General features: G+C 55.4%; 15 protein-coding genes. 5 read left to right on the plus strand and 10 right to left on the minus strand.

Annotated features, from left to right (window positions below; translation table 11 throughout):
• Positions 1-21 precede the first annotated feature (21 nt).
• Genes NST43_RS28225 through NST43_RS28235 form a run of 3 tightly spaced genes read left to right on the plus strand, consistent with a single transcriptional unit; the run spans position 22 to position 2,675 of the window.
• Positions 22-1,071, plus strand: coding sequence for an ATP-binding cassette domain-containing protein (locus NST43_RS28225; RefSeq protein WP_339225547.1), 1,050 nt, complete (start codon positions 22-24; stop codon positions 1,069-1,071).
• A complete protein-coding gene (locus tag NST43_RS28230; RefSeq protein ID WP_339220659.1) occupies positions 1,049-1,858 on the plus strand; it encodes an ABC-2 family transporter protein in 810 nt (269 codons plus the stop codon). Before NST43_RS28225 ends, NST43_RS28230 begins: the two co-directional genes overlap by 23 nt.
• 19 nt (positions 1,859-1,877) lie before the next feature.
• Positions 1,878-2,675, plus strand: coding sequence for an ABC-2 family transporter protein (locus tag NST43_RS28235; protein ID WP_339220661.1), 798 nt, complete (start codon positions 1,878-1,880; stop codon positions 2,673-2,675).
• A 144-nt stretch (positions 2,676-2,819) separates the two neighbouring features.
• On the opposite strand, the gene NST43_RS28240 is transcribed toward NST43_RS28235, so the two are convergent.
• The 5 genes from NST43_RS28240 to NST43_RS28260 form a co-directional block, all read right to left on the minus strand.
• Positions 2,820-3,638 carry a hypothetical protein gene (locus tag NST43_RS28240; protein ID WP_339220662.1) on the minus strand — a complete coding sequence of 273 codons (819 nt, stop codon included), beginning with the start codon at positions 3,636-3,638 and terminating at the stop codon, positions 2,820-2,822.
• A 126-nt stretch (positions 3,639-3,764) separates the two neighbouring features.
• Positions 3,765-4,088, minus strand: coding sequence for an L-rhamnose mutarotase (locus NST43_RS28245; RefSeq protein ID WP_339220663.1), 324 nt, complete (start codon positions 4,086-4,088; stop codon positions 3,765-3,767).
• Positions 4,089-4,196: 108 nt separating this feature from the next.
• Positions 4,197-5,357 carry an ABC transporter permease gene (locus NST43_RS28250; protein ID WP_339220665.1) on the minus strand — a complete coding sequence of 387 codons (1,161 nt, stop codon included), beginning with the start codon at positions 5,355-5,357 and terminating at the stop codon, positions 4,197-4,199.
• Positions 5,350-6,516, minus strand: coding sequence for an ABC transporter permease (locus tag NST43_RS28255; RefSeq protein ID WP_339220667.1), 1,167 nt, complete (start codon positions 6,514-6,516; stop codon positions 5,350-5,352). Before NST43_RS28255 ends, NST43_RS28250 begins: the two co-directional genes overlap by 8 nt.
• Positions 6,517-6,533: 17 nt before the next feature.
• Positions 6,534-7,469, minus strand: a complete 936-nt coding sequence (locus NST43_RS28260) for an ABC transporter ATP-binding protein (RefSeq protein ID WP_339220669.1) — start codon at positions 7,467-7,469, stop codon at positions 6,534-6,536.
• 195 nt (positions 7,470-7,664) lie between these two features.
• Between NST43_RS28260 and NST43_RS28265 the strand changes: the two genes are divergently transcribed.
• Positions 7,665-8,828: a histidine kinase gene (locus tag NST43_RS28265; RefSeq protein ID WP_339220670.1), complete on the plus strand. Its 1,164-nt coding sequence runs from the start codon at positions 7,665-7,667 to the stop codon at positions 8,826-8,828.
• A gap of 434 nt (positions 8,829-9,262) precedes the next feature.
• Positions 9,263-9,925, plus strand: coding sequence for a response regulator transcription factor (locus tag NST43_RS28270; protein ID WP_209988764.1), 663 nt, complete (start codon positions 9,263-9,265; stop codon positions 9,923-9,925).
• Between the two features lie 374 nt (positions 9,926-10,299).
• Here NST43_RS28270 and NST43_RS28275 read toward each other — a convergent pair whose 3' ends face one another.
• From NST43_RS28275 to ftsE, 5 genes are all read right to left on the minus strand, one after another.
• Positions 10,300-11,622 (minus strand): PDZ domain-containing protein, encoded by a 1,323-nt coding sequence (locus tag NST43_RS28275; RefSeq protein ID WP_339220672.1) that lies wholly within the window; start codon positions 11,620-11,622, stop codon positions 10,300-10,302.
• Positions 11,623-11,704: 82 nt separating this feature from the next.
• Positions 11,705-13,171, minus strand: a complete 1,467-nt coding sequence (locus NST43_RS28280; RefSeq protein WP_209988768.1) for a S41 family peptidase — start codon at positions 13,169-13,171, stop codon at positions 11,705-11,707.
• Positions 13,172-13,493: 322 nt separating this feature from the next.
• Positions 13,494-14,819, minus strand: a complete 1,326-nt coding sequence (locus NST43_RS28285) for a peptidoglycan DD-metalloendopeptidase family protein (protein WP_339220675.1) — start codon at positions 14,817-14,819, stop codon at positions 13,494-13,496.
• 43 nt (positions 14,820-14,862) lie between these two features.
• A complete protein-coding gene (gene ftsX / locus NST43_RS28290; RefSeq protein ID WP_339220676.1) occupies positions 14,863-15,777 on the minus strand; it encodes a permease-like cell division protein FtsX in 915 nt (304 codons plus the stop codon).
• Positions 15,767-16,453, minus strand: coding sequence for a cell division ATP-binding protein FtsE (gene ftsE, locus NST43_RS28295; protein WP_036694710.1), 687 nt, complete (start codon positions 16,451-16,453; stop codon positions 15,767-15,769). The genes ftsX and ftsE overlap by 11 nt, the downstream gene beginning before the upstream one ends.
• Positions 16,454-16,465 lie beyond the last annotated feature (12 nt).

A 16,465-nucleotide genomic window follows, 5' to 3' on the forward strand; every position in this document is an offset into this window, starting at 1 on the left:
ACAGGAGGGTTAAGTTTGAGTATGATTGAAGCCAGAGGACTGAGCAAGTCCTTTATGCAGGCGGTGAAGGAGCCCGGCCTTAAGGGAGCGGTGAAGCATCTGTTCCTGCCCAGGCATATTGAGAAGGTGGCGGTCAAGCCGCTGGATCTGAGGATTGAAGCGGGGGAGACGGTGGCCTACGTGGGACCGAATGGTGCCGGTAAATCGACCACCATCAAGATGCTGACCGGCATTCTGATGCCTTCCTCCGGGAGTATCTCGGTGAACGGAATCAACCCGTACCGCAAAAGAATGGAAAACGCCGCCCAGATCGGCGCAGTCTTCGGGCAGCGCACCCAGCTGTGGTGGGATATTCCGATTGCCGAGTCCTTCTCGCTGTTGAAGGATATCTATCAGATTCCGGATGCCCTCTACAGGAAGAACCTGGACTTGTTCACCGAAATGCTCGGGATGAGCGAATTCATTCACCTGTCCGCACGGAAGCTCTCGCTGGGTCAGCGCATGCGTGCCGATCTGGCCGCAGCCCTGCTGCATAATCCGCCGATTCTGTATCTCGATGAGCCGACGATTGGCCTTGATGTATCTGTGAAGGAGAAGATCCGCGGGTTCATTAAGCAGATCAACCAGGAGCAGCAGACGACCGTGATGCTGACGACCCATGATTTGGGCGACATCGAAGACCTGTGCAAGCGGCTGGTCATTATCGATCACGGCGCGATTATTTATGACGGTACGCTGAGCGAGGTCAAGGCCCGTTTTGCCAAAAACCGTGTGATCTTCTTCCAGGTACGCTCCCCCATGCCGGAATTGTACGAGCTGCTGGAGCAGAGCCCCGGGCTGAAGCTTACGCAGCAGAGCAGCCAGGAGTTCTCGGTCACTTTTGACCGATATGAATATACCGCCAGTGAAGTGGTTAGCCGGGTGATGAAGCATGGGGAGGTACTCGATTTCCGCATGGAAGATACCCATATTGAGCAGGTCATTAAGGCTGTTTATGACGGCCATCTGGATCTGAACGAGCACCGGGGAGCAAGGGGGCAGGAGCCGAATGATGACAGCAGCCGGGCTTAACAAATACAGAAGCATTGCCAACCGCTCCCTGCAGAATGTGATGGCCTACCGGAACTCCTACATCATTAATTTACTCGCAAACTCAATTAATCTGGTCGCGATCTTCTTCCTCTGGCAGGGAATCTATGGCGGGCGCGAGGCGGTGGGCGGCTACTCCTGGGATCAGATGAAGACTTATCTGCTGGTCACCTTCCTGGCCAATTCCGTCTTGTCCTGGTATTCCGAGACCGCCATCTCCGGCAAAATCCTGGACGGCAGCGTCGCCATGGACCTGCTGAAGCCGATTGATTTCCAGACGGCCCGATTCGCCGAGACCTTGGGTGCGAGTCTGCTGGAGGGGGCGATGAGTACGGTTCTGCTGATCGTGTTCGCCACCTTCCTTACCGGAGTGACCTTCCCCCACTCGCCGATCGTCTATCTGCTGTTTGCGGTTAGTCTGCTCTGCGCGGTTGTGGTCAAATTCGGCGTGGTCTATCTGGCGGCTCTCTTATGCTTCTGGTCGACGGGTTCACTGGGGATTGTCTGGACGCGGATTGCGCTCACTAACCTGCTGTCGGGCGCGCTGGTGCCGCTGGCCTTCTTCCCGGACTGGCTGGAAAAGCTGGCGCTGCTGCTGCCCTTCCAGGCCATTATTCATACGCCGACGATGATCTTCCTGCAACAGGCAGATACGTGGGAGAGCCTGCGGCTGATCGGCCTTCAGCTCTTTTGGGGGGCAGGGCTCTGGATGGCGGGCAAAGCCATGTGGAACTGGGCGGTCCGCCAGGTGACCATTCATGGGGGCTAAGGCTGAAGGAGGACGCAGAATGAAAATATCGCAAATGCTCTATCTCTATAGAAGGCTGTATGTGCAGCAGCTTAAGGCGATTCTGGAGTATAACAAAGACTTTTACATCCTGATGTGCTCGGCGGCATTGACGCAGGTGCTGGGATTTGTATTCCTGTGGGTGATCTATGACCGGATTCCGGATATTCAGGGCTGGCAGTTCTGGGAGGTTACCTTCATGTACGCTATGATCTTCCTGACAGAGGGGGCGGGTTCGCTGTTCTTCGAGGGCAGCTGGCGGCTGGGCAGGCTGGTTAACACGGGTGAACTGGACCGTTATCTGCTGCGGCCAGTGCCGGTGGTTCTTCAGGTGTTCTGCACGGGGATTGGGATTAACGGTCTCGGCAATCTGCTCATCGGCGGGGTGATTATCTGGCAGTCGCTTGTGCACAGCCCTATCCACTGGACAGCGGGTAAGGCCATCATTCTAATGCTGCTGTTCGTCACGGCGGTTATCATCCGGGTATCTATTAATCTCATGGGTAACTCGGCGGCCTTCTGGATTCGCAATGCCGGGAATGCATTCCCGCTGATGGTGCACAATCTGTCCGATCTGGCCAAATATCCGATTACCCTGTTTCCGCAGGCGATCCGCATCTTCATTTCTACGGTGCTGCCCTATGCGTTCATCAGCTTCTACCCGGCAACCTATATCTTCGGCAAAAGCGGCTGGTCCGGCTGGTGGCTCCTCGCCCCTGTCGCGGCTATCGGAAGCGCGGCTGCGGCTTACGGGGTCTTCCGGTACGGGCTGTCCCGGTATGAGAGTACCGGGAACTGAGGGATTTATCCCTTTCATCCGCCCCATCCGGCATACTTCCGCCAGCTTCCCGAATCACTACCCTTTGGATTTCAGCAGCTTACTATACTAAAAAACCTCCCTTCTGCCTGGAAGCAATATTCCAGATAGAAGGGAGGTTTTACTCTAACGCGCAATAAACAGCCGCTTCTCCAGATCCAAATCGTACACCCGTGGCTTCAGCTCCGGGTCAGTCCCGGCACCCTCAGGCGAGTGCACCACTAGCTGTTCGTTCTGGTTGGCCGGGAACGGCGGCAGCTCTGAGTAGACCAGTGTATCGTGTACGATTTCCCCCTGCTTGAAGGATAATGGAAACACTTCTCCGCTTCCTCTCTCCATAGCAAAGGCGTAAGCAACCAGTCCATGCCCGGATTTATATTGGGGAGCAAGCAAATATACTTCTGCATCCTTGAAGCGGACTGTATCGAACTCGAGGACCTGGTCTGATGGGCGTACGAACAAAAAAGCGGGCAGCTTAAGCAATACCTGGTCCTGCTTCCCCGACCGGTACACGATGGAGTAATCAGCCTGATACGTCTGCTCCCCTTCGAGACCGTAATTGCTGGATGCCTCCAGATGTCCCCGCTCCTCGGAGCTGCTTGCGATCATCAGCAGCTCGCCTTGTCCCGCTGCGCTTCTCGCGCGGATGGTTCCCGCAGCATTAACGGAATCGGCAATTACCAGGTTGGCGGGAGCTTCTGGCTGGACCGGACTCGATAGGCCTGCTGTAGTTGCCGGAACCACAGCGGATGCAGTTTCTGAGGCTGCGGGTGAAGCCGTTGTTGCCGATGGAGACGCAGAAGCTGATGCTATCGCAGACGGAGTCGTTTCTGCCGCCGGAGTACCCGTGACGGATGTATTTTGGCTGCTGCACCCCAGCAGCAGGCTAAGCGACAGGACCGTGCCCGCTGCCAGTGTTGTAGCTGTAGATCGGATTGGACTCATTCCCCTCTAATCGTTTTTTGAGTACAACCCATTATATAAGATTATCACGGTCCACAAATTTATTATTCAGCTGGCTTCAAACGATTCTCTCTAGTATAGCTCCAATAAACATTCCTGTAAGCCAGCCTACTTCAGATAAAAGACTTCACGCAGCGGCACCATCGGAACCGCATCGTTGAAATCAAAGGAGCCTTCGACCATCTTCGAGGTGATGGCATTCCAGCGGTTGCAGGCCTCACTCCCGGCGATGTAGGCGAACGCAGCTTCCGTATCATCACATTCAAAGCAATAGAAGAACTGGTTGCCGTTCTGAAAAATCGAATAGTTGCGGATGCCCGCTTTGCTGTGCTCCTCCAGAATCTCCGGCCACGGGTCCAGATGCATCTGTACGTATTCCTCTAAGTATTCCTCTTTCACCTTCCAGGTCCAAGCCAGCTTGTTGCTGCCCATCCTCGCATCCCCCTGTCATTTATCGCTTTGATCCGATCATATCACATAATTATGTCATTTGAATATGTCCGATTTAGACATTAGAGTCAGCAAGAATACGCTTCGATCTCAGGTGCTGATTCCCGCTTCATTCGGACGGAGAATGGCAGAACCAATCGCCAGCAGAACGGCAGCCATCAGGCCCAGGATCGCAAACGGCAGCCACAGCTCATTCCAGCCGCCGCCGGTTGCGGCAATGTCCACCGCCTGTATCGCCCATTTCTGCGGTGTAAAGTTGGCCAGCTTCTGCATATATTCCGGCATGATGGAGATGGGCCAGAAGCAGCCGCCCAGCATGCAGGTCGGTGTAAGGATCAGCGAATTCAGCATCCCCGCATTACGCGGATTGCGGATCAGGCCTGCAACGGTGCTGGCGATGCCCATCGACACCAGCATGAAGGCCGCCAGAACCAGAAAATAGAGAAAGAGCGGCATCTCATAATCGTAGCGGAGCACCCATTTGCCCAGCACCAGCACGATAAGGATCTGAATCATTCCTACAAGAAAGCTGCCCAGGAAGTTGCCAAGCGCAATTTCATAAGACCGGACCGGAGCGCTGAACATGCGCATCATGGTACGTCCTCTGCGGTCATCCGTGATCTGGGAGACGGAGCTGGTCACCAGTGCCATCAGGAACATCAGCGTCATCCCTGTAACCACACCCAGCGTCTGCCGCGGATAGAGATCATAATCGGTGCGGGTGCTGCCCACGTTGTGCTGCTCCGACTGCTTCAGTACAGCAGCGAGCTGCGCCTGCATATCGCCTGTTCCTCCGCTGGCGGCAGCAACGGTACGTGCTGCTTCGGCAATTTGCGCGGCAGTGGCGGTGATCTTCAGCTTCATCATGATCGAGCTTTCACTTGCCCGAAGCTCATAGATGCTGATCTGCAGCGGGTCCCCCGCCATTAAGGCGGCAGTGTATCCGGCAGGAATGAACACCCCCACCGTTCCCTCCTGCTTAATTGTCGCTTCCTTCAAAGCGGCCTCATCTCTGCGCGGCTCGAACTTATATTCTCCGGCCTGCTCCAGCTCCGTAATCAAATGTCTGCCGGCTGCCCCCGTATCCGAGTTGGCATATAGCACAGTTGCCGGCCCCTCCCCCATCCCTCCGGTAAGCGAGATAATCGCTGCCACCACTACGCCGGGAAGCAGAATGAATACCATAAGCCCCCTGAAGGTGCCAATGCTTCGTCTAATCATATTCCAGGCAATAATTAATATTTTATCCACGGTAACCCACCTTCCGGTATGAGACAATCACTGCTGCGAACAATGCCGCGCTGATGAAGCACATCACCCACAGATTCGGCAAAAGCTGCTCCAGACCGGAATGCAGCATCATCCGGATGACTGCCTGCTGCACCCAATGGTTAAGCGTGAATGCACCTGCACTGTTCACCCATGAATCAGGAAGCGGCGCCATCCCGCCGCTGACGAAGGTCATTACTACAGTCAGGACACTAATGATATTCGTAGCAGTCGCCGAGGTCCGGCTGAAGAGGCAGATCAGTACGCCCAGCGTCATTGAGGCGGCAATCATCAGCAGACAGAACAGCAGCAGCAGTCCCGGGCGGTTGCCCCAGTAGACGCCGAACAGCCAGTCAGTCATCAGAATAATCGTGAGACATTGCAGGATGCTGACCAGACCTACGCCGAGCATTTTGCCGATGAACAGATGACTGTCTTTTACCGGCATGGAATGGATTCTGAACAGCGTATGGTTCTCCTTATCGTTAAAAAGCGAGGCTGTCACGGTCAACCCGCTGTACATCAGGAACATCAGCAGCATGGACGCCGCATAGAACTGGGCCGCCGAGTAGGTCTTTCCGCCATTGTTCAGATCTCCCAGCACCACCCCCGGCTTACTGGCAGTTGCCGAAGTCGCTGTAAGAGCCTGTGGTCCAAGGGTAACGGCTGCCGCCTGCTTATAATTCAGCTCCATCAGCAGATTGTCGAAGGCGGTTCCGGCCACCCGGTTATCATCATGGCTCCTGCCCAGAATGAACTCCAGGCTCGCCTTCTTACCGCTCTGCACCTCCTGGTCAAAGTCCGTAGGAACAATCACCCCATAGGCATATTTACCGGTACGCAGCCCGCTCTCTGCCGCTCCACGGCTCTCCGTCTGGACAGGAATAATAAGTCCCTTCACCTCAGGCGTCTCCAGAAAGGCCGTAAGGATAGCAGATTCCTCTGCCCCTCCGCCTCCGTTATTCACAATAGCTACACGTACAGGCTTGATCTCATCTGCCCCCTGTACCCCGACCACCCCGGAGAGCGAAGCACCCAAGAGGAAGATCAGTACCAGCGGCAGCAGGAACATATTAAGCAGCAATGTGCGTGAACGGAGCTGTCTGCGCAGCTCAAACCCCATAATGATCCAGATATTCACACCTATCCCCCCCCTCTCTAGTCCCGCAAGGTCCGGCCGGTCAGACTAAGGAACAAGGTCTCCAGATCCGGCTCTTCAATATTCAAGGAGGCAATGACCCCTTCGTGCTTGGAGAAAATAAACAGAATATCCTGGAGCGCACTTTGCGAGGAGGGAAGATACAGCTCTATCGCATCCTGCACAGCTTCTACCCGGTTGATCCGGGGATGCTGCCCCAGCTCGTTCACTAAGGCAGGGGTGATGCCCGCTGCCTTCACAACGATTTTCTCCTCGTGGGCCACCCGTTCGCGCAGCTCGTTCTCCGTACCGCAGGCAATAATATGCCCCTGGTCCATAATGGCGACCCGGTCACAGATCGCAGCGACCTCCTCCATATAATGACTGGTGTAGATCACCGACGACCCCATCTTATTCAAAGCCTTCACGGATTCCAGAATATGATTGCGTGACTGCGGATCAATGCCGACTGTGGGTTCATCCATGATAATCAGGCGCGGCCGGTGCATGATGGCACAGGCGATATTCAGCCGTCTTTTCATCCCTCCCGAGAAGGTGGACGGTTTATCCTTCGCCCGGTCGCTTAGGCCGGTGAACTCCAGCGCTTCTTGGGTCCGCTCCTTCAGCAGTTGTCCGCGCAGCCCATAGAGTCTGCCGAAAAAGCTCACATTATCGGTTGCCGTCATATTCTCGTATAACGCCAGCTCCTGGGGCACAAGCCCGATTCGCTTCTTCACCTCAAGCGGCCGCTCCCTTACGGATAGCCCGTCGATGATAATATCGCCGCTGTCGGCTTGAAGCAGCCCGCAGATCATGCTGATGGTCGTGCTTTTCCCGGCACCGTTCGGGCCCAGCAGGCCGAAAATCTCACCCTCCTGTATATTGAAATTCACGTGATCCACAATCAGCTTACCGTCATATCTCTTCACAACATCGCTCAGTACTGCTAGTGCCATTGCCGATGCCCCCTGTTCCTTCATTCTCGTATTCTTATTGTACAGTAGGGCGGACACAGCCGAAGGTACTAAAGGTCATGATCCAGAGGTGACGAAAGTCATCTCCTGAAGAGCAGCGCTCTTATGCTAAGATGGATATACCTGAGAAGAATGTTGACGAATAAGAGATATTTTAATCTAAAAGGATGAACTTACTTGACCAGAGAACTGATACTGCTGCGCTACAGCCTGCTTATCATCCCGGCGATCCTCTCAATTCAAGTCTATGAATTCGCGGACTATGACTGGTTCACTCTGCATTTCATGCTGCTGATGCTGCTGGTCACACTGGGTGCAAGGGCATCCAGATCTCTCGCCGCACTGACCGGAGGCATGGAGCTGATCCTCACCGCCTGGCTTTGTTATGAATACGGGCCGCTGATGGTTTTTCCGGCCTTGTCTGCGGTGATCTCCTATGCCCGGCGGCAGCCCAAGAATACGGCCCTTACCTTCTGCTGTATTCAACTGGCCCTGCTGAATGCCGCCCTGCTTCATGTAGCTCCGGCTGTGCTTGTGTTCACTAACCTTACCTTCCTGCTGTGTGCCGGCTTGAATCTGCTGCTGCTCCGGGCAGGCCGCAGGCGTGCCGATACTTTATTTCTCTATGATGAGCTGCGCAAAAAGCATTTCGAGCTGGAAGAGGCCCGCTCAAGGCTACTCCAGTTCACCGCGCAAATTGAGGTGGCTGCGCAGGCAGAAGAACGTGTGCGGATCGCCCGCCAGCTGCATGATGACATCGGCCACCGGCTGATCCGGGTCAAGATGATGACCGAAGCGGCCATCCACACCCTCCCTGCCGCACCGGAAACAGGACTGCAGATGATGAAACAGATCCGGGACCAGCTCTCGGGCAGTATGGACGATATGCGTGCGGCGCTGAAGCGGATTAACCATACTCCCCAGCTTGAAGGAGCGTATGCGCTGGACCGGCTGCTGGAGGAAGTGGGCCGCGATACCGGCATTGCGACCTCCTATACGGTGCAGGGAATTCCTTATCCGCTCTATCCGAGCCTTCAGGTTGTGCTGTACACCAATGCCCGGGAGGCCATCACCAATGCGCTGCGGCACGGGCAGGCCAGCTCCGTATGGGTGGAGGTCACCTATGCGGAGCATGAGGTGCAGATGGAGACCGGTAATAACGGGAAGCTGCCCGAAGCAGACCCGCTGGGCCGTCTGCCCGGCAGCAGCAGGATGGGCCTGAAGGGCATGAGCGAGCGCTGCGCCATGGTCGGCGGGACACTGGAGCTGCGGCTGGAGCCGCAGTTCACGGTCATCACCCGGCTGCCGGTGTATCGGCAGCCGGAGGGAGTGCCGCGCTGAATGGGGAATGGGGGTGGGAGTGAAGCTGTGGGAAGCTGGCTATCGCCATGGCGTACGTATAACTGACGGGGAACTGATGGGAAGGCGGATTGAGATACAGGTGTTATATGCTAACAACTTGCGGTTCTCAGGGAGCTGCTCCCCCTCTGCCAGAAGCAAGTGGAAAAACGTATCTTAATTTCACAGCTTCTGATGTTTCCAGGGAATTAGTTGGAAAAACAGCATCTACTGCTGATAGTTTTACTGCTGCGGGGCAGATTGGGAACAATTAAGTGTTGTTTGTCCAACTGTTGTCCCCAGCGAGGCCACTCGTTGATCAGCAAGTGCTCAAAATCCAACTAAGAGATGGAGTCAACCAGGGAGATTGCACATACTCATCAAGTTAGCCAAGGACGGACAGCGGGAGTATATTCACAGATAAGAGGTGCTGAACCATGATTAGAGTATTGATTGTTGACGACGATTCTTTTATCCGCGAGAGCCTGAAGGTATTGATCGGGCTGGATGCCGGTATCGAGGTCGCCGGAACCGCAGGCGATGGCCGGGAGGCCCTCACCTTGCTGGGGGAGCTGCCCGGCGGAGCGGATGTTGTACTCATGGACATCCGTATGCCGGGATGTGACGGAGTGGAAGGTACAAGGCTGATCAAAGAAGCTTATCCATCCGCAGCCGTCCTGATGCTGACGACCTTCGATGATGACGAGTATATTATTGAGGCTCTGCGCGCCGGAGCCAGCGGATATCTGCTCAAGAACATCCCACCGGACCGGATTATTCAAGGCATCAAGACTGTACATGAGGGCAATATGCTCATTCATCCCGAGATCGCCCGCAAGCTGGCGGGCTTCCTCCAGCCCTCCGCGCGTCAGGAAGCTCCAGAGGCTCAGCCGCTTGCTTCCTATGGCCTGACCAAGTCCGAGCGGGCAGTAGTCACCTCCATTGCAGAGGGACTCACCAACAAGGAAATCGCCGCCAAGCTGTTCCTGAGCGAAGGCACCGTCAAAAACTATATTACCGACATCCTCAGCAAGCTCGGCGTACGCGACCGCACACAGATTGCGATTCTGTATCTGAAGAGTACACAGGGGAACCATTGAGCCGCGGGCTGGCGATATCCAAGGTGAGGCACAACATCACCCTAATAGGTGAAGGATGCTGGTGGCTTATACCCGTACATCCAGCTCATGTACCTTTGCGGCCGCTCATGCATTCGGTTTTCCACATACATTCGGCCCATGTGCCTGTACCACCCCCATTGTATTCGGTTTTTCGAGTTCATTGCCACATATGGGGTAGCGGCTGCCGATTGTATTCGGTTTTCCGCATACATTCCAGTTACCGTACACCACTCCCTTAACAACTATAAATTTAAAAGGCCCGTCCCCCCTGAACTTAGTTCAGAAAGAACGGACCTCTTTAACCTTCCGCGCCAACAGCCGCTGTGGGAACCCACTACGTTGATAATCTATCGTCAGACGCCGGCAGATTCCTGCTTGGCCTCTGCTGGCGGGCTCTTCTTCGCCCGGCCCAGCCGATCCGCCTGCACTCCCCGCTGCCGGGTGCCTGTTCGCATCCCGATGATGCTGAAGATGCTGGACGGCTTCGCCTCTGCGGTGATGCTGGCGTCCGGGTCCGGCACCAGAATGATGCCGAGCTGGTGATGGTCCCCGGCATAGAGCGCGCGCTGCAGATATTTGCTCTCGCCCTCGCGGTTCTGCACCTCCAGCTTGCAGAACGCAGAGTTCATGCGCAGCGCCTCATGCAGCTGCGCCGCGCTGGTCAACAGGACCCCGTTGACCTTCAGCAAGATCTCGCCGGGCAGGATGCCCAGCTCCTGCGCGGGGCTGCCCTGCAGCACGGCCAGCACCTTGCGGCCGGCCGGGGGATGCACGAAGACGGGGCTAAGGCTGCGCTCCTCCAGAGCGCTGTACCAGCTTAACCCTTCGTGCAGCAGAAGTGCCGCGAGCGCCGCGATGACAGTCAGCGGGCTCCATAGGTCCGCAAGCAGGCTAAGGCCGAGCAGGACGGCGCTGTACACCAGCAGCCGTCCGAATGTACGGGCCGCCTTGCGTCCGGGCATCATGCCCTGGGTCATCTCGCTGAAGCCGATGATGACCGGCAGCGAGATCAGGCCGAGGCCCCCGCCCAGCAGCGGATGCCACGGCAGCTCACCGATTCCCGTGCCTGCGGGAATCAGCACGAACAGCGGCAGCGGCCAGAAGGCCTGCAGCTGATAGCCGCCCACCACCTTGCCGCGCTTGCCGGCAAGGAACAGCGGCGTCGCCAGCCGGGGCCCCTGCCAGCGCGCCAGCAGCGCTTCGGCCACGTGGAGCAGCGCGGCAAGCGCCAGCAGCTCCGGGATGTCCATCTCCCGCACGGCAGCGGCAACCGTTCCGGCGGCTCCGCTCTGCAGCGTCTCCGGGAAGAACGACAGTACAAACTGCACAATTCCAAGCGTCCCTATGGCATACGCAAAGCATAAGTAACGCACCCGAAACAGCATTAAGACAAGGCTAACCACCCAGATACAGGCAACAGCCGTATAGGTCACCGAAACTCCCAGTGCAACTGCGGCAAGGGAGACCACCAGCCCCATGACTCCACCGGTCCACACAGTCCGCCAGGTTTCCGGTCCCCAGCTATGCAGCTTCACATGAATAAGCTTCCGCTCGAGGGCTACCTGTCTGCGGTAATATAGGGCAATAAATAGAATAGCGATATAGTAATAGGGCTGAATCAGCAGATGTAGGACTGCTGTGCCTAAGCTGGTCAGCAGCTCCGGGAGTACATTCAACGGTTCGCACACTCCTTTTCATAGCCTAGAGGACATCATATTTTATCCTTTAAAAGAAAAAAGAAGGCTAGAATCAGCCTTCTTACTTTTTCGACGCTGCAGCCTTGATTTCCTTCTGAATTTCTTCGATCCCCTTATTCCGCTGATTGTCGTTCACCGGATCTTGGATGACCTTGATCAGCGCCAGCTCCAGCGCTTCCGCGGTCTTGGTATCAATCGAGCCTGTCGTCTTCAGCTTGGCTGCGCTCTGGAATTTCTTGACCGCTTCTTTGGTCCCGGCATCGAAGTACCCGTCCTTGCGGCCCGGCTTATAGCCTAGCCCATCCAGCATAGTCTGCGCACTTTTGACATCTGCATTGTTCATATTATATTGCAGCGTAACGCTCTTGTTAATCGGCGCCACCGAGAAGTAATCCGGCTGGGCTACGGCGATATCCGGCTTAATGCCTTTACCGTGAATCCAGGTGCCGTCTGGCGTCAGCCACTTGGCAATCGTAATCTTCAGCAGGCTTCCGTCACCGAGCTGCTCCTCGAAGCTGGTCTGCACGGTTCCTTTGCCGAATGAATTCTCTCCGATCAGCTTGGCTCCGGCAGATTGCTGCAGGGCTCCGGCCATGATCTCCGAAGCGCTCGCGCTGCCTTTGTTCATCAGCACGACTACCGGATACTTCTTGCTAGATCCCTTCGAAGTGCTGACCTCGCGCTGCTTGTTCTTGTCCTCCACCTGTACGATGGATTTGCCCTTCGGTACGAACTGCTCGACCATCTCAATGACAACCGGCAGCACACCGCCCGGGTCATTACGGACATCAATAACGAGTCCCTTCATGCCTTGCTTCTCCAGCTTCATCAGCTCTTCCTTGAACCGCTCCGAGGTGTTCTGCGAGAATTGCGTAACCTCGATGACACCGACATGGTCCTTTTCCATCTTCGCATAGACCGTTTCCAGTCTGACATCATCACGGGTGATGACGAATTGCAGCGGCTCTGCTGTTCCGGTCCGCTGGACCTTCAGGGTCGCCTTGCTTCCCTTGGGACCGCGGATTTTGGCCACAGCCGCATTCAGCTCCAGTCCTTCCAGCGATTCACCGTTAACAGAGAGGATCACATCCTTGGCCTGAATGCCGGCTTTCTCTGCCGGTGAGCCCTTGATAGGGGAGACTACAACCACCTTGCCGTTATCGGAGGAGACCTCAGCGCCAATCCCCGAGAAGGAGCCTTCGATGCTCTCCTCGAACCGCTGTGCCGTCTCCTTGCCCATGTAGTTGGAATACGGGTCGCCCAGCGCTTCCATCATTCCGTTGACCGCACCGTCAATCAGCTTCTCCCGGTCCACCTTCTCATAATAATTGCCCTCGATCAGGCTAAGAGCGGTACCCAGTTTCTTCGATTCCTTCTCCTGTAGTCCGGCAGTCTGCAGGACCGTTGCCAGCCCTTCACCTGCGGCTTGTCCGAATACCTGCACATAACCGGTCACGCCCAGGGTCAGCAGACTGCCGCACAGCAGTGCCGCGACGATCATAAAGGCCGCAGTGCTTTTCTTTAACATGATGTTCCCACCGTCCCTTCTTGTCCATCTTAACACCAGCATGGGCCCGTTCCATGAGAAACGGCATCTCTTCCAGTATATGCCGCAGCACGAAAATATATTTATTTTATAAATTGAACCGATGATTTTTATGTTTTGAGATTGGCCGTGTCTCCAGAGAATATTTGGACTTCCAGCTGCTGTGGTCTGCAGATTTCATGATTCATCCCGTTTTTAACGGTTGAAATCCGCAGACTGCTGTTGCTTACGAAGTGAGCTTTCCTGCGGAAAGCTTTCAGGCGGATGCTATCGCTCCTTCAGTTCCAAAATCCGCTCAGTCCGCTTACAGATAAGGCATAGGATTCACCGGTTTCCCGTTGATCCGCACTTCAAAATGCAGATGCGGGCCGGTTGAACGTCCCGTTGAGCCGGATTCCGCAATCGTCTGTCCGCGCTCCACCCGATCTCCCTCGTTCACTCTAATGCCGCCTTCGCGGATGTGACCGTACAGCGTCCATACCCCGCCGCCATGGTCAATAATGACACAGTAACCATAGCCGCTATACCAGCGTGCTACCAAAACAGTACCGGAATCCGCCGCATGGATACTCGTGCCCTGCGGCACGGCAAAGTCCACGCCGGTATGCAGCTTGCCGACTTCATGCGTCACCGGATGGGTCCGGTAGCCAAAAGGAGAAGAGATCCGCGCGTAGCCAACCGGCCGCAGGTAAGGACCATCGCCGCCGGAATATTCTTCCACGCTAGCAACAGAGGAGCTGTTGCCGCCTCCAGACCTGGAGGCCTTCGCGGCCTTGGCAGCTTCGGCCGCCTTGGCTGCGGCTACTGCCGCCCGGCGCTGCGCCTCAGCCTTCGCGGCTGCTGCTCTGCGCGCTGCTTCCTCCGCCTTAATCTTGTCCTTCTGCGCTTCCAGCGCAGAGCGGCTGCTGGCCAGCTCTACCAGCTTGGCATCCTGTTCAGCAGAGATGACCTCCGAATTCTGAATCTCCTCATCATAATAAGCGATGAGCTCCTGCTTCTCCGCTTCCTTCTCCTTCAGCATACTGCGCTGGGATTCCAGATCGGTATACAGCTGCTTCGCCGTTGCATATTGCCCTTCCAGCTCCTGCTTCTTGGTAATCACCGTCTGCTTGTCCAGCTTGTGCTGCACCAGCAGATCCTGATCCTGATCCACGATCATCTTCAGGGAATCGGCCCGGTCCAGGAAGTCGGAGAAGCTGGTCGAGGACAGCAGCACATCCAGATAGGAGACTGCGCCATCTGTGTACATCAGACGGACACGGGATTCCAGCAGCTTTTCGCGGGAGGCCACACGCGCCTCAGCATCATCCAGCTCCGCTGCCGTCACGGTAAGCGACTTCTCCGTGCTGGCAATTTTGCCGGATATCGTGGTCATCTCGCCCTTTACCTGTGCAATCTGCCCCAGCACATAGTCCAGATTCAGCGTGGTCTTATTCTTATAATGCTTCGCCTCCTGATTGCGGGAGTCCGCCTTATCCTGCGCCGCCTTGGCCGCCTGGACCTCCTGCTGCAGCTGCTTCAGCTGCTTGTCAATTTCGGCAACGCTTGTTTTCTTCGCATATCCGTCAGAGGGCCCGAACATTGTGACAGCCAGCAATATTACGGCCATTCCGGCAGCAATTTTCTTCAACTTGCACTCTCCGTCCTTTGTTCAAATATAAGAATGATACAGGCTATACCTTCAAGAACTTGCGGATCGACACCGTGCTGCCCCATACGCCAATCAGCACACCGAGGCCCACCAGCAGACCGCATAGCAGCAACCAGATATTTTCAAACGGAATCAACTGCAGCCCCAGCATCGGATCTCCCTTCACAGAAGACACCAGACTGCTGTAACCGGCGTAGAGCGCGACCGAGGTTACCACTGAACCAATCAATCCGATCAGAGCACCTTCGATAAAAAAGGGCCAGCGGATGAAATAATTCGTCGCGCCCACGAGCTTCATAATGCCGATTTCCTTGCGGCGGGCGAGGATCGTTACCCGGATGGTATTCGAGATCAGGAACATCGACATCAGCGCCAGTCCCGCTACAAAAATAAACCCGATATTGCGCACCGCCTTGGTCACCTTGAATAAAGTCTCCACAGAGCCTTTGCCGTAGTTCACCTTGTAGATCGGCTGCTCTTCATGCGTCTTGTTCAGTGCTTCTATCTTCTCCGCTACAAACGGAACCGTGGTCGGCTCAATCACTTCAACGAGCAGCTTGTCCGGCAGCGGATTATTGTCTTTATCGAATCCTTCCAGGAGCTCGGCGGCATCCGGCCCCATATCTTCACGAAATTCCTTCAAGCCCTGTTCTTTGGAGATGAACTCCACCTTGCTGACTTCCGGCATATTGCCGATTTCGTTTTCCAGCTTCTCCCGCATCTTCTGGTCCGTATTCAGCGTCAGATGCACATTGATCTGCACCTGGCTGTCTGCTTTATCCGCTACCTGATTGACATTGAGCACCAGCAGGATGAACACTCCGAGTACGAAGAGAGAGACAACGATGGAAGTGATGGACGCCACCGACATCCAGCCGTTGCGGAATACGTTTTTGAAGCCTTCCCGCAAATGACGCAAGAAGGTTTTAAAACTCATAACCGTATTCCCCTCTCAATTGGTCTCTGACGATCGTTCCATTCTCAATCGCAAGCACCCGTTTACGCATTTTGTTCACAATATCCCGGTTGTGGGTCGCCATAACGATCGTGGTACCGCGAAAATTAATCTCATCCAGCAGCTGCATAATGCCCCACGAGGTCTCCGGGTCCAGATTGCCGGTAGGCTCGTCCGCAATAATAACGGCAGGGTTGTTGACGATAGCTCTGGCAATCGCGATCCGCTGCTGCTCTCCCCCTGAGAGCTGTGAGGGCTCCCGCCCCGCCTTGCTGCGCAGTCCCACCAGATCGAGCACTTCATTTACACGCTTCTTGATAATCTTCTTCGGCGCCTCAATAACATCCATCGCAAAAGCCACATTCTCATACGCTGTCATCTTCGGCAGCAGCCGGAAATCCTGAAAGACCACGCCGATATTGCGCCGCACATAAGGGATCTTGCGGGGCTTCAGCTTGCCGATATTGAACCCGCCTACGGAGATCTGTCCTTTGGTTGGCGTTTCTTCTCTATAAATTAATTTCATGAACGTCGATTTACCTGCGCCGGACGGTCCGACAATGTAGACGAACTCATTGCGGTCGATTTTGACGGATATTCCCTGCAATGCATGGGTCCCGTTGGCATAGGTCTTCCATACATCCTGCATCTCAATCATTTTCTCACTTCC

The organism is Paenibacillus sp. FSL H8-0332 (genome assembly GCF_037963835.1).
In the GTDB taxonomy this organism is placed as follows: domain Bacteria; phylum Bacillota; class Bacilli; order Paenibacillales; family Paenibacillaceae; genus Paenibacillus_AQ; species Paenibacillus_AQ rhizoplanae.

Excerpts from the sequence above, each read along its gene's own strand:
- NST43_RS28270 (WP_209988764.1), top strand. The coding sequence starts at position 9,263 with ATGATTAGAGTATTGATTGTTGACGACGATTCTTTTATCCGCGAGAGC.
- NST43_RS28240 (WP_339220662.1), bottom strand. The coding sequence starts at position 3,638 with ATGAGTCCAATCCGATCTACAGCTACAACACTGGCAGCGGGCACGGTC.
- NST43_RS28225 (WP_339225547.1), top strand. The coding sequence starts at position 22 with ATGATTGAAGCCAGAGGACTGAGCAAGTCCTTTATGCAGGCGGTGAAG.
- ftsX (WP_339220676.1), bottom strand. The coding sequence starts at position 15,777 with ATGAGTTTTAAAACCTTCTTGCGTCATTTGCGGGAAGGCTTCAAAAAC.
- NST43_RS28280 (WP_209988768.1), bottom strand. The coding sequence starts at position 13,171 with ATGTTAAAGAAAAGCACTGCGGCCTTTATGATCGTCGCGGCACTGCTG.
- NST43_RS28260 (WP_339220669.1), bottom strand. The coding sequence starts at position 7,469 with ATGGCACTAGCAGTACTGAGCGATGTTGTGAAGAGATATGACGGTAAG.
- ftsE (WP_036694710.1), bottom strand. The coding sequence starts at position 16,453 with ATGATTGAGATGCAGGATGTATGGAAGACCTATGCCAACGGGACCCAT.
- NST43_RS28230 (WP_339220659.1), top strand. The coding sequence starts at position 1,049 with ATGATGACAGCAGCCGGGCTTAACAAATACAGAAGCATTGCCAACCGC.
- NST43_RS28245 (WP_339220663.1), bottom strand. The coding sequence starts at position 4,088 with ATGGGCAGCAACAAGCTGGCTTGGACCTGGAAGGTGAAAGAGGAATAC.
- NST43_RS28235 (WP_339220661.1), top strand. The coding sequence starts at position 1,878 with ATGAAAATATCGCAAATGCTCTATCTCTATAGAAGGCTGTATGTGCAG.